The organism is Hominiventricola filiformis, assembly GCF_020686965.1.
GTDB classification, from domain to species: domain Bacteria; phylum Bacillota; class Clostridia; order Lachnospirales; family Lachnospiraceae; genus Hominiventricola; species Hominiventricola filiformis.
Genome location: NZ_JAJEPS010000014.1, coordinates 1 through 24,513, shown reverse-complemented (window position 1 = coordinate 24,513; position 24,513 = coordinate 1). Strand labels below are relative to the sequence as shown.

At 44.0% G+C, this 24,513-nt stretch carries 28 protein-coding genes; 23 read left to right on the top strand and 5 right to left on the bottom strand.

Features of this window, described 5'->3' with window-relative positions:
* The first annotated feature begins 40 nt into the window (after positions 1 to 40).
* From LKD36_RS12815 to LKD36_RS12795, 5 genes are all read left to right on the top strand, one after another.
* Positions 41 to 871: an ABC transporter permease subunit gene (locus LKD36_RS12815; protein WP_008397012.1), complete on the top strand. Its 831-nt coding sequence runs from the start codon at positions 41 to 43 to the stop codon at positions 869 to 871.
* Positions 858 to 1,658 carry a hypothetical protein gene (locus LKD36_RS12810; RefSeq protein ID WP_008397014.1) on the top strand — a complete coding sequence of 267 codons (801 nt, stop codon included), beginning with the start codon at positions 858 to 860 and terminating at the stop codon, positions 1,656 to 1,658. The genes LKD36_RS12815 and LKD36_RS12810 overlap by 14 nt, the downstream gene beginning before the upstream one ends.
* A 14-nt stretch (positions 1,659 to 1,672) precedes the next feature.
* Positions 1,673 to 2,308, top strand: coding sequence for an ABC transporter ATP-binding protein (locus LKD36_RS12805; protein WP_015559483.1), 636 nt, complete (start codon positions 1,673 to 1,675; stop codon positions 2,306 to 2,308).
* The gene (locus LKD36_RS12800; RefSeq protein WP_008397017.1) at positions 2,308 to 2,991 is read left to right on the top strand and encodes a hypothetical protein; all 684 of its coding nucleotides are present in this window, start codon (positions 2,308 to 2,310) and stop codon (positions 2,989 to 2,991) included. The genes LKD36_RS12805 and LKD36_RS12800 overlap by 1 nt, the downstream gene beginning before the upstream one ends.
* Before the next feature lie 138 nt (positions 2,992 to 3,129).
* Positions 3,130 to 3,492 (top strand): hypothetical protein, encoded by a 363-nt coding sequence (locus LKD36_RS12795; protein WP_008397018.1) that lies wholly within the window; start codon positions 3,130 to 3,132, stop codon positions 3,490 to 3,492.
* Positions 3,493 to 3,672: 180 nt separating this feature from the next.
* Here LKD36_RS12795 and LKD36_RS12790 read toward each other — a convergent pair whose 3' ends face one another.
* Positions 3,673 to 3,915, bottom strand: coding sequence for a DUF6061 family protein (locus tag LKD36_RS12790; RefSeq protein ID WP_008397019.1), 243 nt, complete (start codon positions 3,913 to 3,915; stop codon positions 3,673 to 3,675).
* A gap of 656 nt (positions 3,916 to 4,571) precedes the next feature.
* Between LKD36_RS12790 and LKD36_RS12785 the strand changes: the two genes are divergently transcribed.
* Positions 4,572 to 5,174 carry an ECF transporter S component gene (locus LKD36_RS12785; RefSeq protein ID WP_118769826.1) on the top strand — a complete coding sequence of 201 codons (603 nt, stop codon included), beginning with the start codon at positions 4,572 to 4,574 and terminating at the stop codon, positions 5,172 to 5,174.
* Between the two features lie 32 nt (positions 5,175 to 5,206).
* Complete coding sequence (locus tag LKD36_RS12780; RefSeq protein ID WP_308459817.1) at positions 5,207 to 6,166, top strand: P1 family peptidase; 960 nt, start codon at positions 5,207 to 5,209, stop codon at positions 6,164 to 6,166.
* Here LKD36_RS12780 and LKD36_RS12775 read toward each other — a convergent pair.
* The gene (locus LKD36_RS12775) at positions 6,120 to 6,935 is read right to left on the bottom strand and encodes an ABC transporter permease (protein ID WP_308459816.1); all 816 of its coding nucleotides are present in this window, start codon (positions 6,933 to 6,935) and stop codon (positions 6,120 to 6,122) included. The two genes, LKD36_RS12780 and LKD36_RS12775, sit on opposite strands and share 47 nt — an antisense overlap.
* A complete protein-coding gene (locus LKD36_RS12770; protein WP_308459815.1) occupies positions 6,922 to 7,695 on the bottom strand; it encodes an ABC transporter ATP-binding protein in 774 nt (257 codons plus the stop codon). The genes LKD36_RS12775 and LKD36_RS12770 overlap by 14 nt, the downstream gene beginning before the upstream one ends.
* Before the next feature lie 99 nt (positions 7,696 to 7,794).
* On the opposite strand from LKD36_RS12770, the gene ybaK reads away from it, so the two are divergent.
* Positions 7,795 to 8,277 (top strand): Cys-tRNA(Pro) deacylase, encoded by a 483-nt coding sequence (gene ybaK / locus LKD36_RS12765; protein ID WP_308459814.1) that lies wholly within the window; start codon positions 7,795 to 7,797, stop codon positions 8,275 to 8,277.
* 10 nt (positions 8,278 to 8,287) lie between these two features.
* Entirely contained in the window at positions 8,288 to 9,547 is a 1,260-nt protein-coding gene (locus LKD36_RS12760; RefSeq protein WP_308459813.1) for a PDDEXK-like family protein, read from the top strand.
* Positions 9,548 to 10,025: 478 nt separating this feature from the next.
* On the opposite strand, the gene greA is transcribed toward LKD36_RS12760, so the two are convergent.
* Positions 10,026 to 10,529 carry a transcription elongation factor GreA gene (gene greA, locus LKD36_RS12755; RefSeq protein ID WP_308459812.1) on the bottom strand — a complete coding sequence of 168 codons (504 nt, stop codon included), beginning with the start codon at positions 10,527 to 10,529 and terminating at the stop codon, positions 10,026 to 10,028.
* A 34-nt stretch (positions 10,530 to 10,563) separates the two neighbouring features.
* Positions 10,564 to 11,574: an aspartate--ammonia ligase gene (asnA, locus tag LKD36_RS12750; RefSeq protein WP_118769833.1), complete on the bottom strand. Its 1,011-nt coding sequence runs from the start codon at positions 11,572 to 11,574 to the stop codon at positions 10,564 to 10,566.
* A gap of 126 nt (positions 11,575 to 11,700) precedes the next feature.
* On the opposite strand from asnA, the gene LKD36_RS12745 reads away from it, so the two are divergent.
* From LKD36_RS12745 to LKD36_RS12680, 14 genes are all read left to right on the top strand, one after another.
* The gene (locus tag LKD36_RS12745; RefSeq protein WP_308459850.1) at positions 11,701 to 12,504 is read left to right on the top strand and encodes a nitrilase-related carbon-nitrogen hydrolase; all 804 of its coding nucleotides are present in this window, start codon (positions 11,701 to 11,703) and stop codon (positions 12,502 to 12,504) included.
* 30 nt (positions 12,505 to 12,534) lie between these two features.
* Positions 12,535 to 13,245, top strand: coding sequence for a GTP pyrophosphokinase (locus tag LKD36_RS12740; protein ID WP_308459811.1), 711 nt, complete (start codon positions 12,535 to 12,537; stop codon positions 13,243 to 13,245).
* Complete coding sequence (locus LKD36_RS12735; protein WP_308459810.1) at positions 13,238 to 14,038, top strand: HAD family hydrolase; 801 nt, start codon at positions 13,238 to 13,240, stop codon at positions 14,036 to 14,038. The genes LKD36_RS12740 and LKD36_RS12735 overlap by 8 nt, the downstream gene beginning before the upstream one ends.
* Before the next feature lie 34 nt (positions 14,039 to 14,072).
* Entirely contained in the window at positions 14,073 to 15,236 is a 1,164-nt protein-coding gene (locus LKD36_RS12730; RefSeq protein WP_308459809.1) for an FprA family A-type flavoprotein, read from the top strand.
* Between the two features lie 61 nt (positions 15,237 to 15,297).
* A complete protein-coding gene (locus LKD36_RS12725) occupies positions 15,298 to 16,413 on the top strand; it encodes a DUF362 domain-containing protein (protein ID WP_308459808.1) in 1,116 nt (371 codons plus the stop codon).
* Positions 16,410 to 17,528: a GTPase HflX gene (gene hflX / locus LKD36_RS12720; RefSeq protein ID WP_118769838.1), complete on the top strand. Its 1,119-nt coding sequence runs from the start codon at positions 16,410 to 16,412 to the stop codon at positions 17,526 to 17,528. Before LKD36_RS12725 ends, hflX begins: the two co-directional genes overlap by 4 nt.
* A 3-nt stretch (positions 17,529 to 17,531) precedes the next feature.
* Positions 17,532 to 18,188: an HAD family hydrolase gene (locus tag LKD36_RS12715; protein ID WP_118769839.1), complete on the top strand. Its 657-nt coding sequence runs from the start codon at positions 17,532 to 17,534 to the stop codon at positions 18,186 to 18,188.
* The gene (locus LKD36_RS12710) at positions 18,189 to 19,412 is read left to right on the top strand and encodes a CapA family protein (protein ID WP_308459807.1); all 1,224 of its coding nucleotides are present in this window, start codon (positions 18,189 to 18,191) and stop codon (positions 19,410 to 19,412) included.
* Complete coding sequence (locus LKD36_RS12705) at positions 19,336 to 19,890, top strand: GNAT family N-acetyltransferase (protein WP_308459806.1); 555 nt, start codon at positions 19,336 to 19,338, stop codon at positions 19,888 to 19,890. The genes LKD36_RS12710 and LKD36_RS12705 overlap by 77 nt, the downstream gene beginning before the upstream one ends.
* Complete coding sequence (map, locus tag LKD36_RS12700) at positions 19,887 to 20,669, top strand: type I methionyl aminopeptidase (RefSeq protein WP_118769842.1); 783 nt, start codon at positions 19,887 to 19,889, stop codon at positions 20,667 to 20,669. The genes LKD36_RS12705 and map overlap by 4 nt, the downstream gene beginning before the upstream one ends.
* Before the next feature lie 32 nt (positions 20,670 to 20,701).
* Positions 20,702 to 21,907: a flagellin lysine-N-methylase gene (gene fliB, locus LKD36_RS12695; RefSeq protein WP_308459805.1), complete on the top strand. Its 1,206-nt coding sequence runs from the start codon at positions 20,702 to 20,704 to the stop codon at positions 21,905 to 21,907.
* Complete coding sequence (gene add, locus LKD36_RS12690; protein WP_308459804.1) at positions 21,904 to 22,875, top strand: adenosine deaminase; 972 nt, start codon at positions 21,904 to 21,906, stop codon at positions 22,873 to 22,875. The genes fliB and add overlap by 4 nt, the downstream gene beginning before the upstream one ends.
* 83 nt (positions 22,876 to 22,958) lie before the next feature.
* Positions 22,959 to 24,047, top strand: a complete 1,089-nt coding sequence (locus tag LKD36_RS12685) for a BMP family lipoprotein (RefSeq protein ID WP_308459803.1) — start codon at positions 22,959 to 22,961, stop codon at positions 24,045 to 24,047.
* Positions 24,048 to 24,238: 191 nt separating this feature from the next.
* On the top strand, positions 24,239 to 24,513 hold a 275-nt coding region (locus LKD36_RS12680; protein WP_308459849.1), incomplete at its 3' end, for an ATP-binding cassette domain-containing protein.

Here is a 24,513-nt window from a genome sequence, read left to right as displayed (position 1 = left end):
ATAAACCTCTTCGTGGGTTTATGCCCTTTTGGTAAAGATTATGAAAAAAATGGTTCTTATAGAAATCAAACATTGTATTGATCGTGCAGAATATAAAGTTGTTTTTATTGCTCTAATGATTTTAAATATTGCTTCGTATATTTTATGTGTAAAAAATGATATAGGAAAAAGTTATCAATTTATTCGTTCAGCAAATGAAAATTTCGTATTACAGGGCACTGAAGCGGCATATATTCCATATATAATGTATCTGTTATTGCCTGTTTATGCAACAATTATTGCATCACTTTCCTTAATAAGAGAAGAAAAAAGCAATAGTTCAATCCTACTTATTCAAAGAATCGGGAAAAAGAAATATTTAGCAGGAAAATTATTTGGCATTCTGATTGTAACCTTTTTGACAATAACAATACCAATGCTCATAAATTTATTATTATGCCACTTGACATATCCAATACATGGATATGACAGTGCTTGGGGAGAACCTGATTACGCTATAGGTTTGGTATCATATAACGCTGACAATTTTCTTGATATGGTGAGATTGCAACATCCAACTTTATATAATCTAATATACATTTTTAATTACGGAATTTTTGGCTCGGGATTAGCTATCTTAGCTTATGCTCTTTCATATTATAACAAAATGAAAGTTCTATATTTCGCAAAGATACCTGGTGCTTTGTTTATATTCTATATTGTTTTTAATTTGATTGTTTCTGTCTTTGGGCTAAATGAATTCTCTATACAAGGTTATATTATGCCTAATGTTCATGGAAATATAATAGGAGAAATTGTTCTGATATTGCTTATTTTTGGATTAAGTATTGGCATTATACAGAGAAAAATAAAAAATTATGAAGTTATATAAGAAAAAAATTTTGAATGTTAATGTTGGAAAATGCTTACTAGTATCACTTATAACATTTGTAATTAGATATTTTTATGCTAATGTGTACTTGGGGTTTCATAATAGTCTGGTTACAATAACAGAAGGAGTACGTTCACAAATATATTTTGGGGGAATACTAATAGATCATTCGTTTGACCTTATATCTTTATCATTTTTTGCGATTTTGTTTATCCTTGAGATTTGTTATCTTACAATGGACTTATTTAATGATGCAAATGATAACATGGTAATTCTACTTCCTCGTTATGGGAAAAAACACATAATTTATAAGGATATATTAATAAAAATGATATTACGTGACTGTATTGTAGTTGTTTCCGATTATTTGTTTTTTCTTTTTGTAGAGCATACCTCTAATGGCTTAGAAGATTTCAAAGTTATTTTTATGCTATTGATAGAGATTTTTCATTTGCAAATGATTAGTTATTTGTTTTCATTTTGGAAAGATTCAATTATAGGATACATCGTTGCATTTATTGTATTTTTTATTCCAGTAATGGTGTGTGGATTTTATTTTTCAATGGGAAATGTTATATGGAAAATTTGGCATTATTCCTTGCTACATATTCCTTTATTTAATTGGCATAACAAGCTTATTATATATTATGTCGAAGAAAATTACGAATGGACTACAAGCAATATAGATTTATTGAATTTTAAGTCAAGCTGTCTCATTTCAGTTATATCATCCGCTGTTTTGGTGTGGATAGGTAAATTTCTTTGCGAAAAAAAACAAATATTGTGAGGTGAATGATATCCATGAATTTATATGTAAAATCTATTTCAAAGTCAATTAAAGGTGAAAAAGTGCTTGATGATATCAGTTATACATTTGAATCTGGTAAAATATATGGAATATATGGTAAAAATGGTTCAGGTAAAACAATGCTACTCAGAGCCATTGCAGGTTTTATAAATACAGACAAAGGATACATAAAATATAATCACAAGGCATTACATAAAGATATGGATGTTTTACCAGATTTAGGAGCTGTTATTGAAAATATTTCTTTTTGGAGTATGTATTCAGGATTTGAAAATTTGAAAATGCTTTCCAATATAAAAGGAATTGTATCAGATGAAGAAATATATGAAATAATGATATACTTTGGTCTTGATCCCAAATCAAAGAAAAAAGTAAATAAATATTCATTAGGAATGCGTCAAAAACTAGCTCTTTGTCAAGCACTGATGGAACATCCAAAAATTTTGCTTTTGGATGAGCCAACTAACGCATTGGATCAGCATAGCATTGATTTATTTCGTGAACGTATATTGGAAGAAAAAAAGAATGATACCATTACTATACTGACAAGCCATAATAAAGAAGATATTGAAATATTAGCGGATGAGAAGATATGCATGGAATTTGGTAAAATTAAGGAGTTGATGTAATGAAGAAATTTGTATTAACTATCTGTGTTGTAATCATTTGTATGGTGACAGCCTTATTCTATGGAAAGACTGGGATAAAAACAACTACAGGGGTTCATGATCCTGATATTGCTTTATCAGAAAATACAGCTATGGAAATTTTCTATACAGGAGGGCAGAAAACTTCTTACTTTAACAATGAAAGTAATTACTCATTGGATGATATGGAAAAAGATTCTTCTTTAATAGCTCGTATAACTGTAACAAATTCTCGTGAAATGAGTTTACGATCAACAAAAACAATGGTAAAAATAGAGGAAATCTATAAGGATAATTCTGCTAATCTTTCAGTAGGTGACTGTATTTACATTATAGAACCTGTATCATTTGTTAGAGGTGAAGAATTTTACACTAACGGATGGCAATATCTGAAGACCGAAGATACTTATTTAATATTTTTAAAAAATCTAGGATGTATTGATGGGTATAAATACACCAAAGAGGAAGAAAATTCATTTATGCCTGTATCGGAAATATATTCAAAGAGAAATCTAACTCATGATGAAAGTTGTGTGGTTTTTGATTCGGCGGAAACTCTCTATTCAAGTATATCTATGTTTGCATTTTTGACCTCAGAAAAAACTATAGTAGATAATTATGAGAAAATATGGAAAAACATTACAAATTCAGGTAAGTATGAATGATTTAATTATTTATGAATGAATCTCTCCTATTCTATTTCCTGTGAGAAGCGTATCAATGTTAGAAATTCATGGAGATACTGAATTAAGCAATATGGAATCATTCAATCTTAAAGAAACTAAAAATGGAGATAATAGAAATTGAATAAAAAGAAATTGGCAAAGAGTGTTGTAGGCATTGCTTTAATTGTAAGTGTAGCTATACTTATCGTTGTATGTGTTGGAAAAATAAAGCACATTCAGAATAAAAAAAATATTATTGGTACATGGAAGAATGCAAATGCAGAGGAAGTGTTTACCTTTCAAGAAAATGGAGGACTTGTTGTAAACAAAGATATGCCCGAATTGGGTATTACCTGTGGCAATGCATTATATAGCATATCTTCCTCAAATATGATTTTTGTGGAACAGAGAGATAATAGCGTGAATTTTGAGATAGAAGTAGATCAAAACGAATTAACAATCTTCTTTATGGGTCATAAATATTGGGAATTAACAAAATAGCAATTGCATATAAAGCGATACTCATGATATCCATAACCATAAAATATAGAGCCGATGAATCACTCGTTATTTCGATTGTGAGTTATCGGCTCTATTTCATTATTTATGGAAGGGCTAAAGAAATATCGTATTTTATAGAAATACTTTTGACAGATTTCTTCTCATTTTTATGTTCTTTTATCAAGTGCTATACCATTCCATATTCATCGCATTCACCCAATCTTGCATTTCTGAATCAAGATACAAACGGGCATATTCTAGTGGATTGTCAATCGCCAGTGCATCCAACATTCGTTGAGAGTTAGGAGTAGTAATCAATCCATCTTCTGCCTTGCCACAGTCAATCCGAAGTATGTAGCCATTGTAATAATTGATGTCTATGATGTTGTGATATTTATTATATTCTGCATGAACGATATTCATATTGCAAAGTCCTTTCTCTTATCTGTTTCAGCTGTAGAAGCATCTTGACCAGTTCCAGCCGATTATGTGATTTATATAATGTTATTAGCTGTTACCGGATTTTGCTTCCCTTGTTTTTGCCCTTATGAGGTGTCGTAACACAAGGGAAAAGGATATAACATAAGGGAAAGTCTAAGGGAAAGCTCACTTGCCAAAACTGTAGTAAAATCAAGGCATTGCGGATTTTATCGTAACACTTTATAATACCAGTTAGGTGTTAAAGAATTGTAGGTATCAAAATTGACATTTATCTAAGCGTCTAATTGAAATATAGCACCGGACAGGAAAAAAGTCAATGAGAAAACACAAAAAACTTCTTGCCATCTGAAAAAATTGTGCTATAGTAGAAAAGAACGTTATTCCACAGGAAAACGCATCATGTAAGACATCTGTTATTCTAAAGACAGAAAATGCAAAAAGAGACGAAGAAAGTGCTGACCTTACAGGCGGCAACTTATGAAAAAAGACTCTTTTGGATTTTGTGTTTTGTTTGTCCGCAAATCTGCGGTTTTTCTGAAGTTTCGTTCATTTTATTTTCCCCAGAAATTAAACAGGAGCCAGGAGACAGGGGACGTTTGCCTATGCTGCGCCGTTTCACTGGACAAAAGGAGAGAAAAATGAAAAACACGCATTCACAGAAGACATTATTTATGGTGGAACTGGCACTTATGGTAGCCATTATTTTCATCATGGCATTTACACCGCTGGGATATTTCCAGACCATGGGTCTTTCCATTACTTTTTTGACTGTACCGGTTGCAGTCGGTGCCATTATTTTAGGACCGAAAGGCGGCGCCATCTGCGGTCTGGCTTTTGGTATCACCAGCTTTATGCAGTGCTTCGGTATGGGAGCCTTTGGAACCATGCTGTTCAGTATTAATCCATTGGGAACGGCAATTACCTGTATCATTCCCCGTGTGCTGGAAGGACTGCTCTGTGGCCTGATTTTCCAGGCGCTTCATAAAAACATGAAAAATGGTGCATATCTTATTGCAAGTCTTGCATGCCCGCTGTTAAACACTCTGTTCTTTATGAGCTCACTGGTTGTATTTTTCTACAATACAGATTATATTCAGGGATTTGTAAGCACATTCGGCGTTACCAATCCGTTTGCATTTGTCGTCGCATTCGTAGGTGTGCAGGGAGCCATTGAGGCCATTGTATGTTTCCTGCTGGCAGGAGCAATTTCCCGCGCACTGGGAACGGCGCTTCATAAATAAAACAGGAACATAGAGCAGAAGGGGGATTGACCATGGGACTGGCAAAAGAATTTCCGATCGAAAAGATGGATGGCTTCCGTATTGGAAATGCACAGAAAGAGGAAGCGGGTACCGGTGTGACAGTGGTGTTGTTTGACAAAGACAAAGGAGCCAGAGCTGGCGTGGATGTAAGCGGCGGTGGTCCGGCATCCAGAGAGACGCCTCTGGCTTCTCCGTTGACGGCAGACAATCCGGTGAATGCCATTGTATTATCCGGCGGCTCTGCCTATGGACTGGCTGCTTCTGACGGTGTCATGCACTGGCTGGAAGAACACGGTTTCGGCTTTGACACCGGATATGCCCGCGTTCCGCTGGTATGCCAGTCCTGTATCTATGACCTGGGTTATAAAAGAGCCGATATCCGTCCGGATGCAGCCATGGGTTACGCAGCCTGCGAGGATGCACTGCAGCATAACAAAGCGCTGTCCGGCAGCATAGGTGCGGGTATCGGTGCAACGGTTGGAAAAATATACGGAATAGAACGTTCCAGCAAATCAGGACTTGGCGTATGTGCACTTGAAGTGGGAGATCTTCGTGTGGCAGCCATTGTGGTGGTCAATGCACTGGGCGATATTTGCAATCCGGAAAATGGTGAGAAGCTGGCTGGTCTGAAGAACGAAGCGGGTACCGGCTTTGCCGACAGCCGGGAGGCGCTCTACACGATCAGCAAGCGGGCAACTCTCTTCAATTCCAACACGACTATCGGCGTGGTGATTACCAATGGGGAATTTACCAAGGGGGAGATGAATAAGCTGGCCGCTATGACCAGAAATGCCTATGCCCGCTGCATCCGCCCGGTGGGAACCATGGCGGACGGCGATACCATCTATGCAGCCTCCGTCGGCACTGTGCAGGCCGATATCAATACCACGGGAGTTCTCATGGCCGAGGCTATGGAACAGGCGATTATGAGAGCCGTGACTTCCGTATCTGATGCTCCAGTTTTTGAATAAGCTGGTAGAGACAAAACGCAATCACGCACAGGATAATCAGTGCGGCAATCAGATAGTCAAGCCGGAACACCTGACTGGAGTAGATGATGAGATAGCCCAGTCCTTCTCTGGCGGCGAGAAATTCACCGATGATGACACCTACCAGGCAAAGTCCGATATTGACTTTCAGGATACTGATCACGGAGGGAAGGCTGGAGGGACAGACCACATGAGTCATCACCTGCAGCCGGTTGCCACCCAGGGTATAGATTAGTTTCATGGCTTCCGGATCGGTTTCACAGAAAGCGGTATACATGCTGATGATGCTTCCGAAGATGGCCACGGACATGCCCGCCACGATGATGGTCCGCATGCTGGCACCCAGCCATACGATGAGAAGTGGAGCCAGGGCGGATTTTGGGAGACTGTTTAAGATGACCAGCCATGGTTCCAGAATTTCTGACAGAGAATGAAAGAACCAGAGCAGTGTGGCGGTGAGAAAACTGAAGAGAATGACCAGTATAAAACTCGCTGCAGTTTCGCCTAGGGTGATAGCGGTATGCCGTATCAGGGAGCCATCTGTCCACATGGTTCCGATGGTGCGGACAACTTTTAGGGGGCTGCTGAAGATAAAGGAATCAATGAGTTGAAAATCACTGGCCAGCTCCCAGACAGTCAGAATCAGCAGAAATCCAAGAAGACGGCAGACAGCTACAAACAGGTGATGCTGCCGGTGTTTTTTCAGATACTGCTGCTGTAAAGGAGTAACTACAGTTTCAGGGACTTCCATGGACATTCAGCTCCTTCCATATTTCATTAAAGTACTGCTTGAATTCAGAAGCCTGTCTCCGCTCCATGGGAAGAAGACCGGAATTGGCGAAGTGGATGGAGACGATTTCCTGCACCGTTGCAGGACGGCGGGAGAGAATGAGGACCCGGTCCGCCATGCTGATAGCTTCTGACAGATCGTGAGTGACCAGAATAATGGTCTTTTTTTCTTTGCGGATAATCCGGTAAACATCGTCGCAAACCTGAAGTCTGGTCTGGTAATCCAGAGCCGAGAAGGGTTCGTCAAGGAGCAGAAGGTCCGGATTCAAAGCAAGGGTACGGATGAGTGCCGCCCGCTGCCGCATACCGCCGGACAGTTCGGAAGGTCTGGCATTTCGAAACTGATCAAGTCCATAATCCCGGAGCAGCTGTTCTACATGCTCCAAATTCTTTTCTGTCATCCGGTTCTGGATTTCCAACCCGAGAATTACATTTTTATAGATGGTGCGCCATTCAAAAAGATGATCTTTTTGAAGCATATAACCGATACGCTGGCGGCTCATGGAAGCCGGAGCTCCATGGATGGAGATGGTACCGCTTTCTGGTTCCATCAAAGAGGCAATCATGGACAAAAGCGTGGATTTTCCGCAGCCGCTGGGACCGACAATGGCGAGAAACTCTCCTTCCGGCACGGAAAAGGTAATATTTGACAAAGCAGGCGTCTCACCGGAGAGCGTGTGATAGGAGTAGGAGACGCCGCTGACTTTCAGTACAGTACTCAAGGATAAGAACCCTCCTTTCTGGTTTCCATATAAGATATGGATTTTTTCAGGGATGTGTGCTATGCTCTGGGGGATAGAAAAGACTGGAGGAATGGGACCATGTCCAAGACAAAAGAAGTAAAGACCAATGCGATGCGGATGCTGGACCGCATGAAAATTCCGTATGAGGCACACACCTATGAGTGTGAAGAATTTGTAGATGGAATTCAGGTGGCAGATATGCTTCATCTGCCTCATGAGAAAGTATATAAGACGCTGGTAACCGTAGGAAACAGCAAAAATTATTTTGTGTTCGTGCTGCCCATTGAAGCAGAGCTGGATTTGAAGAAAGCGGCACGCGAAGTAGGTGAGAAATCCCTTGCCATGGTGCATGTGAAAGATATTAACAGTATTACAGGTTACGTCCGTGGCGGATGTACCGCCATCGGCATGAAAAAGCAGTTTGTTACCCGGATTGCGGCAGCGGCGGAAAATCTCGATAAGATCATTGTCAGTGGCGGACGGATTGGAAGCCAGCTGGAATTAAAACCGGAAGATTTGAAGAAAGCCTGCAAGGGAGAATTTGCGGATATTACTGTGTAGAGGAAAAACGATGGACGACACATTACTGGTGCGTGTGAAAAAGATTGCCGCTGCGTGCAGGCAGAATACTTCCTATAACCTGTTCTCGGTACTGGGAATTGAGACGAAAGAAGTGCTGATCTGCCGGGTGCTGGAGGATCTTCTGAATCCCAGAGGACAGCATGGAATGGGCAGCGTATATCTGGAACTCTTTTTGAAGGAAGTACTCCATTGGCAGGCGGTGAATTCGGATGTTGTAAAACATGCAGTGGTGACGGCAGAATATTTGATTGACGAGGATCGCAGGATTGATCTGGTCATAGAAACTGCCGGGCAGTTCCTTCCGGTGGAAGTAAAGATTCTGGCTGGTGAGCAGAAGGCGCAGTGTCTGGACTACTATCGGTTCAGCAGAGCCAAAGATCCGCAGACAAAAGTTATTTATTTGACCAGGTTTGGAACCATGCCGAGTGCTTACAGCCTGTCTGATGGAACCGAGCGGGTGCCGGAGGCAGATCTGATCTGTATTTCCTTTAAGGAGCATATTATACACTGGCTGGAACAGTGTCGAAATGTGAGCAGGGAAGAGATGAAACCCCTGCTTACGCAATTTATTGATACGATTCGAACGATTACAGGAATTACCAGGGAGAATATGACAGATATGACAGCACAGGAGATTGCCGGTTCCGCAGATTCCCTGCGGGCGGCCATGCAGATCGCAGATTCTCTGAATCTGGCGAAAAAACAGGTATTGCGTTCAGTGATGGAAGAGTTTGTGACACAGATGAAACCGCTGGAGCAGAAATATCATCTGGAACGGGAGCAGAACATAGGCTGGTATGGATATGAAACACAGGTGGATACCTTTTATGACCATGCATATACCACCTATCCGGGAATTAATTACATTGTAAAAGATGCGGTCATGATCAGGACCTATCAGCTCTGGCTTCGCATTGAGGTGGATAATCGATTGTTTGCCGGATTCTGTGTATTCGATCCGGCATCCAGTTCAAAAGAAGGACTGGGAAATCAGGTGGATGACTATGATCAGGAGACGAGAAACTGCGTGGAGCAGATCCTGAAAGTTGCAAAAGCAGATCAGTCCGCCTGGTGGGCCGTCTGGCGGTATCTTCCCACCGGTTCAGTCAAAGAAAGTTCGGAAGTACCGGACTTTAAAGCTATGAATGACGCAGCCATTCAGTTGGCAGATGAAAAAGTGAGAAAGAAATTTGTAGCAGAGTCAGTGAAACGGATTGAAGAGTCGCTGCTTTCGTTAGTAAGACACTGAGTTTATTTTGCTATGGCTGGGCAGATGCAATTTTTCTGTTTGCTTCTACCCACATATACTTGCACGGAGCAGTATTTTCGCCTGTTTTTCGACATTTCCGCGGCACAATTTGTGGCGGTCGGGCAGATAGCTGCAGAATGACTTCGCACATCCAATAATTCTTCTTGTTGTGGGTGCCAGAGCCATGTAGATGATTCATATGTCCAATGTTCTCATTTTGAAGACAAAAATCAGAAGAGTTTGCAGGGAATGCAAGGAAATGCGGGCAGAACAGGGAGAGGCGTTTCTATATGCCCAACGGCTGTTTCCTGGTAGACATTGATGTCTTCAAGTGACGGCCCTGGACATTTTCGTTGATGAGATAGATATTTTGAGGGAATCAGTTAGAAAAAAGTGACAAGCTGTGAATGGAACGTCTGTGGTTCTTATTCACAATCTGTCACTTTTGTTGTTCTGTCATTTGCGAATGTTTATGACATCAAAATGCCCGGATGCCGTCATCTTCCTCATCACTGGTATCTTTGATTTCACGGATCATGACTTCGTAGCTGTAATCCGCGCTGACCGGGATCATGACTTTGTCACCCACATGGTGGTGAAGAAGAGCCTTTCCCAGCGGAGATTCAATACTGATCAGATTTTTCATGGAATTACCACGGATGCTGGTGACGATCTTATAGGTCTCGCATTCATCATCCTCTTCGATATAGACGGTAACGGTCTTATTGAGGCCGACTTCATCGGATGTGGTATTGTCTTCCACGATCTCGGAGTTCTTCAAAAGCCGCTCCAGATAGCGGATACGGCTGTTGTTGGCTCCGTTTTCTCTCTTGGCAGCATAATACTCGAAGTTCTCGCTTAAATCACCCTGGGCCCGAGCCTCTTTCAGAGAATCCAGAATCTGGGGACGGAGCACCAGTTTCCGGTGATCAATCTCCGCCTGAATTTTCTCTCTGTCTTTCTGGGTCATTCTTTCTTTCATATACAAAAACCTTCTTTCAACTGCATGGCAGATGTTATAAAAGTACGACTCCGTTCTTCAGAGCTTCTTCTCTGGTCTCATCCGGCCATACGGATACCTGTACCTCGCCGATATGTGCTTTCCGCAGGAAGAACATACAGATACGGGACTGACCGATGCCGCCGCCGATGGTGTAGGGAAGCTGCTTTTCCAGAATGGCTTTCTGGAACGGAAGCTCTGCGCGCTCCTCACAGTGAGCAAGCTTTAACTGGCGTGCCAGGGAATCCTCGTCTACGCGGATACCCATGGAGGACAGCTCCAGAGCATGGCCCAGAACCGGGTACCATACCAGGATATCACCGTTTAAGTGCCAGTCATCATAGTCCGGTGCACGGCCGTCGTGGGGTTCGCCGGTGGTCAGCTTGTCTCCGATTTCCATCAGGAAGACAGCGCCCTTTTCACGGGTAATCCGATCCTCGCGCTCCTTCGGGGTGCAGTCCGGATACAGGTCCAGAAGCTCCTGAGTGGTGATGAAGAAAATATCCTTCGGGAGAATCTCCTCAATATAGTCATACTTGATAGCCATGTATTTTTCTGTTTTTTTCAGTGCCTTGTAAATTTTACGGACAGTTTCTTTTAAATATTCCACATTTCTGTCCTGTTTCAAGATGATTTTCTCCCAGTCCCACTGATCTACATAGATGGAATGCACGTTGTCAGTGATCTCATCGCGGCGGATGGCATTCATGTCCGTGTAAAGGCCTTCGCCTACGTGGAAACCGTACTGTTTCAGCGCATTTCGTTTCCATTTTGCAAGAGAGTGAACGATCTCGACCGGACGGTCATTCTGCTCTTTGATGCCAAAGGATACCGGGCGCTCCACGCCGTTTAAGTTGTCGTTCAGTCCTGATTCCGGGCGAACGAACAGCGGTGCGGAGACACGGAGCAGATAAAGCTGCTCAGCCAGCGTCTGCTGAAAAAAATCTTTTACCGTTTTGATGGCAATCTGGGTGTCATAGAGGGACAACTCAGACTGATAGTTTCCTGGTATATACAGATGTTCCATAAAACTTCCTCCGATTTAGTAGTTATATCAATCTTTGCTAGTATACCATAAACTGAACATAGTTGCAAAACGGAAATCGACAAATCGCACTTTCCATGTTAAAATAGGTCAGGAGGCGATTCTGTGATGAGAATAGCGCTTGGACAGTTAAAAATCAACTGGGAAAATAAAGATGCAAATCTGGAAAAACTGAAAGTCTGTCTGGAAGACTTGGCAGGAACGAGGATTGATCTTTTACTGCTTCCGGAAATGAGCCTGACCGGCTTTTCCATGAATACGGAGAAGACAAAGGAAAGGGAAAAAGAGACTGTATGCCGGGTGAGAAAACTTGCAGAAGCTTATCATACAGCTATCGGCACTGGCTGGGTGAAAGATACAGGGGAGTTTTGCGAGAATCATTATTCCATGATATCAGCTGATGGAGAACTTCTTGATTATGCCAAGCTTCATCCTTTCAGCTATGGAGAGGAAAGCCTGCATTTCAAAGGCGGTGGGACACTTCCGGTATGTTCTTTGCGGAATTTTCAGATCGGAGTACAGATCTGTTATGATCTGCGCTTTCCGGAACCATTTCAGATTCTGTCGAAGAGCGCAGAACTTATCGTGGTGCCTGCCAACTGGCCGTCAGCTCGAAGAGAACACTGGGATACGCTGCTTCGTGCCAGAGCCATTGAAAATCAGGTATATATCGCAGGGGTAAACTGTGCGGGCAGCATGGGCGGACAGTACTATTCCGGCGACAGCATCGTCTATGCACCGGATGGAACTGCTGTACCGGCAAAACGAAGAAACGTTCCAGGCAATGAGCAGATTCCGGAAGAAGCGATTTTTTTACTTGAGATTGATAATAATATAACAAAATACAGAGAAGAGTTTCCGGTAAAGAAGGATCGGAGAGAAGAACTATACAGAAAACTGGGGAGCACGTAGGGAAGCGTGCATAAAGAGAGGGTAAATAAAATGGAAGATCAAGTGACAACCATGTCGAGACTGGATGCAGAGAAAGGAATTGAGTTACTAAAGGAAATGACGCCTGAGCAGCAGGTGTCCATACTTCTGAAGGCACAGTCTTTTCAGACGCTGCTTATGCAGTATCGCTGTGCCATTCGGGAGATTCAGACGAAGTTAAATGTATTGAATGATGAATTTTCCCTACGCCATGAACGTAATCCGTTTGAGTCCATTAAGAGCAGAGTAAAAGAACCGACCAGCATCATTGAGAAGATGCACCGTCGTGGATATGAACTTTCTGTGGAAAACATCGAAGATAAGCTGAATGATGTGGCGGGTATCCGCGTTATCTGTTCATTTGTGGAAGATATTTATTATCTAGCCAGTATGTTGTCAGCGCAGGATGACCTGACCGTACTGCAGGTAAAAGACTATATTAAGAATCCAAAGGAAAATGGATACCGGAGTCTGCACCTGATTATCCAGACCCCGATTTTCCTGTCTGACCAGAAGAAGAACATGCGTGTAGAGGTGCAGTTCCGCACGATTGCCATGGATTTCTGGGCCAGTGTGGACCATAAATTAAAATACAAGAAAAATGTCAAAAATCCGGAGATGATTGTAGGTGAACTGAGAAAGTGTGCGGATATCATCAGCAGTGTGGATCAGCGCATGCAGGAGATCCGGACCATGATTGAAGAAGGAGAAATTGATGATTAAACTGATTGCCAGTGATCTGGACGGAACATTGATTCCAGAAGGAACACAGGAGATAGAACCAGGATTTTTTGAAGTGCTTTCTGAACTTCTGGATCAGGGATATCAGTTCTATGTAGCTACCGGACGACAGTATGCCAATGTCAGGAGACTGTTTTCTGATTATGCGGACCGCATAGGATTTGTCTGCGAGAACGGCGCCCTTGCCATGGAACGGGAGCGGCAGCAGTATATTTTGGAAGTGCCGCGGGAAAAGGCAATTGCGATTGCAGAGGACATTATGAGCTTCCCGGAGACGGATATCTGTCTTTCCGGAGCGAAGGCATGCTATATTCAGCCGCGGACAGAATGGTATGAAAATCAGCTGGTTCGTGTGCTGAAAAATAAAACAGAAATGTTTCAGAATCTTTCGGAGATTGACGATCAGATTGTAAAAATCGCCATGTATATCTATGATTTTCCGAAGCATGCAGATCGTATCCGTTCTTTCTTTGATGAAAAATACGGAGATTTTGCAGATTTTGTGTGGGGCGGCAATGACTGGCTTGATATGATTCAGAAAAATTCCGGAAAAGGACTGGCATTATCGGCAGTTCTGAAGGAAAAAGGGCTGAAGCCGGAGGAACTGATGGTATTCGGGGACAATCAGAATGATATTTCCATGTTGGAGCTGACACCTAACAGTTATGCAGTGGATCATGCAAAACCGGATGTAAAAGTACATGCAGCCCGCACCTGCAAAAGTGTTACCGAAACACTGAGGCAATTCATTACCAGCCAACAGACTGATAATTAATGCATAGAATGACAATATAGATGGAGGATGTATCATGAGTGATGTAAAAGTAACAGATAGCGTATTATATGTAGGATGTGATGACCTTGATATTGATCTTTTTGAAAGTCAGTATCATGTGCCGAACGGAGTTTCCTACAATTCCTATGTGATTCTGGATGAAAAGATCGCGATTATGGATACCGTAGATCCGAGAAGAACAGAGGAATGGCTGGAAAAAGTAGAAAAGGCACTGGGAGGCCGTCTGCCGGATTACCTGGTTGTGCAGCATATGGAGCCGGACCACGCAGGAAGCATTCAGAAAATCTGTACGAAATATCCACAGATGCAGATTGTCAGCAATGCAAAAGTATTTGGCATGATGCCGCAGTTCTTTGATTTTGATCTGACAGGCCGTACGATAACTGTCAAAGAAGGTGATACCCTTTCTCTTGGAAGTCATACACTGACATTTTTTATGGCACCGATGGTACATTGGCCAGAGGTAATGGTGACTTATGAGGCTTCTGAGAAGATTCTTTTTTCTGCCGACGGATTTGGAAAATTCGGTGCACTGAGTGTGGAAGAAGACTGGACAGATGAGGCAAGAAGATATTTTATTAATATTGTAGGAAAATATGGTGCACAGGTACAGAATCTGCTGAAAAAAGCGGCAACACTTGATATTGCCATGATTTGCCCGCTTCATGGACCGGTGCTCAAAGAAGATCTGGGATATTATATTGGAAAATATCTGACCTGGTCCTCCTATGAACCGGAAGAAGACGGTATTGTGATTGCATGCGCTTCCATTCATGGAAATACGAAGAGGGCCATGCTGAAATTTGTAGAGATCCTGAAAGAGAAAGGTGCAGAGAATGTGAAGTTCTTCGATCTTTCCAGAGATGATATGGCAGAGGCAATTGCGGAAGCTTATCAGTACAGCAAACTGGTTGTGGCATGCCCGACTTATGATGGAGTGCTCTTCCCGTGCATGGAAGATTTCCTGTATCATCTGAAAATCAAGAATTTCCAGAACAGAAAGGCAGCCATTGTGGAGAATGGTTCCTGGGCACCAATGTCAGGAAAACTGATGAAAGCATATCTGGAAGGAATGAAAAATATCACTTTGGTTGAGCCGACTGTGACCATCAAGTCCACTATGAGTGAGAAAAATTTGGAAGAACTGAATGCGTTGGCAGATGCACTGCTTGCATAAACGGTAAAGATCAGGATTTCCCCGGAGAAGAATCGCTCCGGGGAAAGTTTTTAGGATAAATATGAAACAAAATGAGATTTTAGTTATTTACGGGAAAAACTATACCACACTTGCCAGACAGCTTCTGGAAGAGGCACATCTGGCAGAGATGATTGGAGACAGGGAGAAAGTCATCGGGATCAAGCCTAATTTGGTAGCTCCTGTCCCGGCTGAAGATGGAGGAACAACCCATCCGGAAGTGGTAGAGGGCCTGATTCAGTACTTACAGGAACATGGATTTCGAAATCTACGGATTATGGAGGGCTCCTGGGTTGGTGACCGGACAGAGGAATCTTTTGAAGTCTGCGGCTATACTGCTCTGGCAGAAAAATATGGGGTGCAGCTCATCGATGCTCAGAAAGAACCGGCAGTAATAAAGAATTGCAGCGGAATGGAACTGCATCTGTGTCGCTGCGCCACGGAAACAGATTTCATGATCAATGTTCCGGTCATGAAAGGCCATTGTCAGACACATATTACCTGTGCCCTGAAAAATATGAAAGGGCTGCTTCCTAATAAAGAGAAGCGAAGATTTCATGCGGAGGGACTGCACAGACCGATTGCTCATCTGGCCCTTGGCATTCATCAGGATTTTATTCTGGTGGACAGTATCTGTGGGGATCTGAGTTTTGAGGATGGCGGAAATCCGGTGCAGATGGATCGGCTGATGGCAGGCACAGACCCAGTGCTTATGGATGCATATGTGTGCAGAATGCTCGGGTATGAAGTACAGGATGTACCTTATATTCGTATGGCAGAAGAACTGGAAGCGGGATCAGCGGATATGGAAAATGCAGTGATCCGGGAACTGAATGAGCCGCTTTATCCCATGCAGCAGGCGGATAAGAACCGGGTGATGCGGTTGTCGGAACTGGCAGAGGAAGTAGAATCCTGCAGTGCCTGCTATGCTTATATGATTCCGGCCCTGGACATGCTGGATAAGGAAGGCCTGCTTGATGGGTTTGATGAAAAGATCTGTATTGGACAGGGATACCGCGGAAAGACCGGGGAATTGGGTGTGGGAAGCTGTACCTCCGGATTCTGCCACAGTCTGAAAGGTTGTCCGCCTACGGAAACCGAGATGTATGAATTTCTGAAAGAATATATGACAAAAACCAAAGGAACTGACAGTATATGAGAGAAGAACCGAAGGAGCGGGCACTGCTTCTTGGCGTAAAATTAAATGATGGTGAAGATTTTGTCCGCTCCATGGAAGAACTTGCCAACCTGGCAGTGGCCTGCGATATGGAAGTGGAAGGGCAGATTACCCAAAATATGGAACGACCTCATTCAGCCCTGTATATGGGAAAAGGAAAGCTTTCGGAAGTGAAAGCATATCTGGAACAGCATCCAGTGGATGTGGTGATTTTTGACCGCTCCCTTTCTCCGTCCCAGCTTCGCAATCTGGAGCAGATTCTGGACTGCGCGATTCTGGATCGTACCAGTCTGATTCTTGAGATCTTTGCGGAGCGGGCGAGAACCAGAGAAGCACGACTCCAGGTGGAATCGGCAAGACTGCAGTATGTGCTGCCACGTCTTACCGGTATGCATAAGGCACTGAGCCGTCAGGGCGGTGGAAGCGGTGTGTCCAATAAAGGAGCTGGTGAGAAAAAATTAGAGCTTGACCGTCGGAGAATCGAAAAACGGATGGCAGAACTTCGCCGTGAACTGGATCAGATTGCAAAAGAACGGGAAACACAGCGAAGAAGACGGCAGGGAAGCGGCATTCTCAGAGTGGCGTTGGTGGGATATACCAATGCCGGAAAATCCACGCTGATGAATCATATGCTGGACCGTTACACCAGGGATGACTCAAGGAAAGTGCTGGAAAAGGATATGCTGTTTGCTACGCTGGATACTACAGTGCGCAGAATTCATATGGGGCAGGGAAAAGAATTCCTTCTGTCTGATACGGTTGGCTTTATCCATCAGCTTCCAACAGGTCTGGTAAAGGCATTCCGTTCCACGCTGGAAGAAGCAAGAGAAGCGGATCTTCTGCTGCATGTGCTGGATTATTCCGACGAATCCTGCCGACATCAGAAAGAAGTGACGGAAGAGACATTAAAAGAACTGGGAGCAGGAGATATTCCGGTAATTTATGTATACAATAAGGCGGATTTAAAAGAAACGGAAGATGGAGAAAAGCGCAAGCTTCCGAAGATTCAGGATAACAGGATCTATATGTCAGCAAAAACAGGAGAAGGAATTCCTGAACTGGCAGACATGATCTGGAAGTATGGCGGGAGGAAGTAGTATATGAGTATTCGTGCGGTCATCTTTGATATGGACGGTGTTTTGATTGATACGGAACGCCACCTATTTGACTGCTGGCAGCAGGCGGCAGCGGAAGCAGGCTATGATCTCACAAAAGAGCAGCTTCTGGGAATCAGGAGTCTGGCTGCGGAGTTTGCGATCCCTCATTTCCGGGAACTGATGGGTGAAAGATTTGACTATCAGGAAATCCGGAGACGGAGAAAAGAACTGATGAGCGCTTATATTGAAACGCATGGAATTGACAAAAAGCCATGTGTGGATGAACTGCTTGATTATCTGCAAAGTCATGGCTACAAGACAGCGGTGGCGACAGCCACTGACCCGGAGCGGGCGGAGAAATATTTAAGAAGTATTGGAATCTATGAGAAATTCGACAGGGTGGTCTGCGCGACGACGGTACCGCACGGAAAACCAATGCCGGATGTATATCTGTATGCCTGTGAGCAGATCGGGGAACAACCTTCGGACTGCATGGCAATCGAAGATTCAGATAACGGCGCGCTGTCTGCTCACAGAGCAGGATGTCATGTGGTGATGGTGCCGGATTTGGCAGGACCAATGCCGGAGACAGAGGAGTATCTGACTGGCGTGGCATCGGATTTAAGCCAGGTGATTCCGGTTCTGGAGGAGATGAAGTAAGTGAGCAGACGGAAAGTGTTGCTGGCAGTGTTCCTGCTGGCAGGTATGAGTATCTGGACAGCCTGCGGGACTGTTGAGCAGAAAGCGGAAATCAGTCAGAAAACAGTAGAAACCGAAGAGACAGATGAAGGGGAGCAGACAGAACAGAAAGCCGGAACAGAAGAACAGGTGGAAGCACCGGATCTTCATGCCTATGATTTTACAGTTGCGTTTGCCGGAGATATTAATCTGGCAGATAACTGGAGTACCATGGAATATTATGAGCAGCAGGAAAATGGAATTTATGACTGTATCGATCCGGAGCTGATCCGTAGAATGCAGGAGGCAGATCTGACCTGTGTCAATCTGGAATTCTGTATGTCTGACCGCGGAATGCCCATGGAAGGAAAGAAGTATACATTCCGGGCAAAACCGGAGCGGGTGGAAATACTGAAAGAACTGGGTGTGGATCTTGCCAATCTGGCCAACAATCATATCTATGATTATGGGACAGATGCATTTCTGGACACTCTGGATATTCTGGATGCTGGTGGAATTGCCCATGCAGGGGCAGGAAAAAACGCAGTAGAGGCAGAAGAACCATTTTACGCAGAGATAGATGGTCATACGGTGGCGGTAGTATCGGCCACCAGAGCGGAGAAATACATTCTGACACCGGAAGCAGACGAGGACAATCCTGGTGTGTTCCGGTGTTATGATATGGCGAAGGTGCTGCAGAAAGTGCAGGAGACAAAAGAAAAAGCGGATTTTGTTATTGCCTATATCCACTGGGGGACAGAATACAGTGAAACGCTGGAAACTGCTCAGACCGAGGGAGCCAGAGAGCTGATTGACGCGGGAGCCGATGTGGTGCTCGGTGCACATCCCCACTGTCTGCAGGGGATGGAATATTATAATGGAAAGCCAATCCTGTACAGCCTTGGAAACTACTGGTTTAATGAAAAAACGCTGGACACCATTCTTGCGGAACTTCATTTTTACGGGAATGATGAGGAACAACATCTGGAAGTGACCGCCGTTCCGGCCAGACAGGAAGCACATTATACGAGGCTTCTGACAGAACATCAGGAAGTAGAAACATGGAACAGACATGTGGAGAGTATGGAGCCTCATACAATAAAGATAGATAAAGAAGGAGTTATAAGAGATGGAGATCAGACCAGCGAATCCGAAGGAACTCCGGCAGATGAAGAAGCTGTATCTGCAGGCGTTTCCGAAGAGTGAAAGGAAACCATTCCGACTGATGAGAAAGAAGGCGCGGGAAGGTGTGATGGAGCTTCTGGTGATTCATGAGAAGAAGAAACTTCTCGGACTTGCCATTACTGTGCGCTATAAAGATATGGTGCTGCTTGATTATTTTGCAGTAGAAACAGGACACAGAGGAAAGAAGATTGGTTCCTGTGCGCTGGAGCTGTTAAAGCAGCGTTATAAAGACTGCAGATTTATGCTGGAAATTGAACTTCCGGAGACGGAAGGTCCTGGACAGGATCTGAGAATCCGGAGAAAACAGTTTTATTTGAGAAACGGAATGAAGGAGACCGGAATTAAAGTCTGTCTGTTTCTGGTTCCCATGGAACTTCTGACAGATGGAAAAGCCGTGTCTTTCGAAGAATATTATGCGCTCTATGAACATACCATAGGACCCGCTTTTGCAAGGAAAGTAGAGAGACTTGCGGCGAAAAAAGGAGATGCAGAATCATGAGAAGAAGGAAGAAAGTCATGAAAGTAGGAAATGTGCTCGTGAAGAGCGTAGAACAGATCGAGGGAATCCGTGAAAGTGGAAAGATCAACACGGCAGTGCTGGATTATGTGGAGGCACATATTCAGGCAGGCATTTCCACAGAAGAGATCGATCGCTGGGTTTATGAGGAAACTGTAAGAATGGGAGCAATTCCGGCGCCTTTGAATTATGAAGGCTTTCCGAAGAGCGTGTGTACGTCCAGAAATAATGTTATCTGCCATGGTATTCCCAATGAGAAGGAGATTCTGAAAGAAGGAGATATCATCAATGTGGATGTGTCTACCATCTACAACGGTTATTTTTCGGATGCATCCAGAATGTTTTGTATCGGGGAAGTGAGTGCGGATAAGAAACGTCTGGTACAGGTGGCAAAAGAATCCATTCAGGTGGGATTGATGGAAGTGAAGCCATGGAAACCGCTGGGAGATATGGGACATGCGATTCATATGTATGCCATGAGCCAGGGTTATTCGGTGGTAGAACAGATTGGAGGACATGGTGTAGGACTGAAATTCCATGAAGATCCGTTTGTCAGCTATGTATCGCCGAAAGGAACCGGAGAAATCATGGTACCCGGTATGGTATTTACCATTGAACCGATGATTAACATGGGAAGTCCGGAATTTTTCGTGGATGACAGCAATGGCTGGACCGTTTATACAGAGGATGGAATGCCTTCCGCGCAGTGGGAAGTGACCGTAGCTGTGATGGAGAATGGTTATGAGGTTCTGACACATTAGTGGAAACAGCAGAAAAAAGGAGGAAAGAGAAGATGGAATATACGTATCCGGCATATTTTTATGATTTTCAATGTGTTGCCTCGGAGTGCACAGATACTTGCTGTGCGGCCTGGGAGATTATGATTGACCCGGTATCTTTGAAAAAATATCGGAAATATCCCGGATTTTTTGGAAACCGGCTAAAAAATTCCATCGACTGGGAACGGAAATCTTTTGAACAGTATGCAGGAAGATGCTCGTTCCTGAATGAGGAAAATCTGTGTGATATCTATACGGAAGCAGGAAAGAAAATGCTCTGCAAGACCTGTACCCGGTATCCGAGACACTATGAAGAATATGAAAATCTGAGAGAGATTTCCCTCTCTCTTTCCTGTCCGGCTGCTGCGAGAATGATTCTGGGCAGCAGTGAGCCTGTGACATTCTTAAGTTCCTGCAGGGAGACCCCGGAGGAAGAATATGAAAGCTTTGATTTCTTTTTGTTTACCAAACTGCAGGAAATCAGGGATTATTTATATGAAGTGATTCAGAACAGGGAACTGCCGGTGGAAGATCGTGCGGCACTGATTCTGGCAGTGACCCATGATCTTGAAAAACGAATCCGGAAGGGACGGCTCTATGAGATTGATGATATGCTGAATCGATGTCAGACACCGGTATTTCAGAAAAAAGCGGCGGAAAAATGGCGCCTTTTCCGCGGACAGGAATCGAAAGCAAAGCATGAAATGCATGCATTGTTCCGCAGAATGTACCGTTTGGAAGTGCTGGATCCGAAGTGGACTGCATTTTTGAAAAAAGCAGAGCATCAGCTGTATGAAGAGCTTTCGGCAGAAACTTACGGACAGGTCTGTTCTAAGTTTCGTGAGTTTATGAAAGAACGGGAATATGAGTATGAGCAGCTTCTGATGTATTTTGTATTTACCTATTTCTGCGGGGCTGTTTATGATGAAAATGCGTTTGCAAAAGTGAAATTTGCCGTATACTGTACATGGATGATACGGGAATTGGATATGGCGCGCTGGCTGGAAAAGGGCAGAACATTTACGCTGGATGATCAGATTGAAATTGCGCATCGTCTGTCCAGAGAGATTGAACACTCTGATCCGAATCTGGAAGCGCTGGAGCACATGATGTTGGAGGAATCGGTGTTTTCCCTTCAGGAACTGTTAAGCGGAATCTTGGGAACGACCAGGCAGCCTGAGAAAAAAATGACGAAAGAAACAGAGGAAACAGAAGTATGAATCAGGAAATTTTAAAAATGCCGAAAGTGGAACTTCACTGCCATCTGGACGGCTCTCTGACACTGGCAAGCGTGCGGGAAATTCTGGGAAAGGATATTTCGCCGGAAGAACTGCAGGTGCAGACGGACTGTCAGAATCTGGCGGAATATCTGCAGAAATTTGACCTGCCAATCCAGTGTCTGCAGACGCCGGAGGGCATCAAAAAAGCCAGCAGGAATTTTTTACTGGATGTGGCAAAAGAAAATGTCCGCTATGTGGAAGTGAGGTTTGCTCCCACCTGTTCTGTAAATGATCACATGAATTATGGAACGGTGATCGAGTCGGTGCTGGACGGATTGAAAGAAGCCAAAGAGCAGTGCGGAACATTTTATAATGTCATTGTCTGCGCCATGCGGCATCATGATCTGGAGACGAACCTTGCCATGTTAAAGGGTTGCCGGGAATTTTTAGGAGAAGGCGTCTGCGCGGCGGATCTGGCAGGAGATGAAGCAGCATGGCCTATGGAAAAGTTTGTGGAGCTTTTTAAGGAAGCAAAGAAACTGGAATATCCGTATACCATCCATGCAGGAGAGTGCGGAAGAGCAGAGAACATTCTGGGCGCAGTAGAACTGGGTGCTGCGAGAGTGGGCCACGGCATTGCCATGGGCAGACGGAAAGATATCATGGATGTCTGCAGAAGACACAGAACCGGTATTGAGATGTGTCCGGTGAGCAACCTGCAGACCCATGCAGTGAACAGCTGGGAGCAGTATCCCATCAGGGAATTCCTGGAAGAAGGACTTTTGGTAACATTAAATACCGATAACCGTACTGTCAGCGGAACAACCCTTTCCAGAGAGATGGAAGAGGTACAGAAACACTGTGGAATCCCACTGGAGGAATTCTATCGGATAGAGTGTAATGCGGTGGAAGTGGCTTTTGCCGATGACAGTGTGAAACATGAATTATGGAAAATGATGAGAACTTGAAAAATACTTCTTTTCATTTACACAGATTGATGGTATTATAAAATAAGGTGAATAGCCGAAAAAGAAAAAAAGGAGAGAAACATATGAAAAAGAAAATGCTGGCTGTATTGTTAGCTGGTGCTATGGTGGCATCCCTGACTGCTTGCGGAGGAAGCAAGTCTGCTGATACTGCAGATACTACCAAAACTGAGGAGAGCGGAGATAGCGCTGAGGCTGCTGACACCAAAGATGCTTCTGAGTTCAAAGTAGGTCTGATCACTGACGTAGGTGGTGTAAACGATGGTTCCTTCAACCAGTCTTCCTGGGAAGGACTTGAGAGAGCAGGCGAGGAGCTTGGTGTGACTGTTAACTATCTGGAATCCGCTACGGACGCTGACTATGCTCCGAACTTGGAGACTTTTGTTGATGAGGATTATGATCTGATCATCAGCGTTGGCTACATGCTTGCTGATGCAACGAGAGCAGCAGCAGAAGCTAACCCGGATACCAAATTCGCTATCATCGATGATTCTTCCATCGATCTGCCGAACGTAACCAGCCTTATCTTCCATGCAGAGCAGGCTTCCTATCTGGTAGGATATGTAGCTGGTCTGACAACCAAGACCAACAATATCGGTTTCGTAGTTGGTATGACCAACGAGACCATGAACCAGTTCGGTTATGGTTACTATGCAGGTGCTAAGGATGCAAATCCGGACGTTACCGTACAGCAGTTCAATGCAAACTCTTTCGCTGATTCCGCTACTGGTAAGACCATGGCAAACACTGCGATTACCAACGGCGCTGACATCGTATTCCAGGCAGCAGGTGCTACTGGACTTGGTGTTATTGAGGCTTGCCAGGAGGCAGGTGTTTATGCAATCGGTGTTGACTCTGACCAGTCCAGCATCGCTCCGAACACTGTCCTGACTTCCGCTATGAAGAGAGTCGACAACGCAGTATACGAAGCAGTTCAGGAGCTCATCGACGGAACTCTTGAAGGCGGCATTAAATCCTTCGACCTGGCAGCAGGCGGTGTTGATATTGCTCCGAGCCAGGATCTGATTGCTCCGGAAGTTATCACTGCAGTTGAGGAAGTAAAAGAGAAAATCGTCAGCGGCGAAGTGGTAGTTCCGGCTGACAAAGAGTCCTTCGAAGCTAAATATGGTGCTGATGCATATCAGTTAGACTAATTCTGACTGTAAACTGAATATCCAGTGTGTTCTGCGCGGGGTCTGCATATTTGCGGACCCCGCAGGCACATACGGATATTTTCGGGATACATATCTTCGATAGAGAGGGGAATCCACGGGTTCTCCTGTCTACGGAAGATATGCCGATTTTACATAAACAGGAGGGAAGAAACGTGGGAAGAACGAGCCACATGGACGAAAGTAAAGTTGTCATTCAGATGAAAGACATTGTAAAAAAATTTGGTGACTTTATGGCCAATGACCACATCAATCTGACGGTACACAAAGGTGAAGTGCACGCAATCTTAGGAGAGAACGGAGCTGGAAAGAGTACCATGATGAACGTACTCTGCGGTCTGTATAAACCGACCAGCGGACAGATTTTTATTAATGAGAAGGAAGTTCATTTTAACAGTCCCAAAGACGCCATTGATATCGGAATCGGTATGGTACACCAGCATTTCAT

What these genes read in the sequence shown, in the direction of transcription:
- LKD36_RS12815 (WP_008397012.1), top strand. Translation starts at nt 41, where the DNA reads ATGAAAAAAATGGTTCTTATAGAAATCAAACATTGTATTGATCGTGCA.
- LKD36_RS12810 (WP_008397014.1), top strand. Translation starts at nt 858, where the DNA reads ATGAAGTTATATAAGAAAAAAATTTTGAATGTTAATGTTGGAAAATGC.
- LKD36_RS12805 (WP_015559483.1), top strand. Translation starts at nt 1,673, where the DNA reads ATGAATTTATATGTAAAATCTATTTCAAAGTCAATTAAAGGTGAAAAA.
- LKD36_RS12800 (WP_008397017.1), top strand. Translation starts at nt 2,308, where the DNA reads ATGAAGAAATTTGTATTAACTATCTGTGTTGTAATCATTTGTATGGTG.
- LKD36_RS12790 (WP_008397019.1), bottom strand. Translation starts at nt 3,915, where the DNA reads ATGAATATCGTTCATGCAGAATATAATAAATATCACAACATCATAGAC.
- LKD36_RS12785 (WP_118769826.1), top strand. Translation starts at nt 4,572, where the DNA reads ATGAAAAACACGCATTCACAGAAGACATTATTTATGGTGGAACTGGCA.
- LKD36_RS12780 (WP_308459817.1), top strand. Translation starts at nt 5,207, where the DNA reads ATGGGACTGGCAAAAGAATTTCCGATCGAAAAGATGGATGGCTTCCGT.
- LKD36_RS12775 (WP_308459816.1), bottom strand. Translation starts at nt 6,935, where the DNA reads ATGGAAGTCCCTGAAACTGTAGTTACTCCTTTACAGCAGCAGTATCTG.
- ybaK (WP_308459814.1), top strand. Translation starts at nt 7,795, where the DNA reads ATGTCCAAGACAAAAGAAGTAAAGACCAATGCGATGCGGATGCTGGAC.
- LKD36_RS12760 (WP_308459813.1), top strand. Translation starts at nt 8,288, where the DNA reads ATGGACGACACATTACTGGTGCGTGTGAAAAAGATTGCCGCTGCGTGC.
- greA (WP_308459812.1), bottom strand. Translation starts at nt 10,529, where the DNA reads ATGAAAGAAAGAATGACCCAGAAAGACAGAGAGAAAATTCAGGCGGAG.
- asnA (WP_118769833.1), bottom strand. Translation starts at nt 11,574, where the DNA reads ATGGAACATCTGTATATACCAGGAAACTATCAGTCTGAGTTGTCCCTC.
- LKD36_RS12745 (WP_308459850.1), top strand. Translation starts at nt 11,701, where the DNA reads ATGAGAATAGCGCTTGGACAGTTAAAAATCAACTGGGAAAATAAAGAT.
- LKD36_RS12740 (WP_308459811.1), top strand. Translation starts at nt 12,535, where the DNA reads ATGGAAGATCAAGTGACAACCATGTCGAGACTGGATGCAGAGAAAGGA.
- LKD36_RS12735 (WP_308459810.1), top strand. Translation starts at nt 13,238, where the DNA reads ATGATTAAACTGATTGCCAGTGATCTGGACGGAACATTGATTCCAGAA.
- LKD36_RS12730 (WP_308459809.1), top strand. Translation starts at nt 14,073, where the DNA reads ATGAGTGATGTAAAAGTAACAGATAGCGTATTATATGTAGGATGTGAT.
- LKD36_RS12725 (WP_308459808.1), top strand. Translation starts at nt 15,298, where the DNA reads ATGAAACAAAATGAGATTTTAGTTATTTACGGGAAAAACTATACCACA.
- hflX (WP_118769838.1), top strand. Translation starts at nt 16,410, where the DNA reads ATGAGAGAAGAACCGAAGGAGCGGGCACTGCTTCTTGGCGTAAAATTA.
- LKD36_RS12715 (WP_118769839.1), top strand. Translation starts at nt 17,532, where the DNA reads ATGAGTATTCGTGCGGTCATCTTTGATATGGACGGTGTTTTGATTGAT.
- LKD36_RS12705 (WP_308459806.1), top strand. Translation starts at nt 19,336, where the DNA reads ATGGAGATCAGACCAGCGAATCCGAAGGAACTCCGGCAGATGAAGAAG.
- map (WP_118769842.1), top strand. Translation starts at nt 19,887, where the DNA reads ATGAGAAGAAGGAAGAAAGTCATGAAAGTAGGAAATGTGCTCGTGAAG.
- fliB (WP_308459805.1), top strand. Translation starts at nt 20,702, where the DNA reads ATGGAATATACGTATCCGGCATATTTTTATGATTTTCAATGTGTTGCC.
- add (WP_308459804.1), top strand. Translation starts at nt 21,904, where the DNA reads ATGAATCAGGAAATTTTAAAAATGCCGAAAGTGGAACTTCACTGCCAT.
- LKD36_RS12685 (WP_308459803.1), top strand. Translation starts at nt 22,959, where the DNA reads ATGAAAAAGAAAATGCTGGCTGTATTGTTAGCTGGTGCTATGGTGGCA.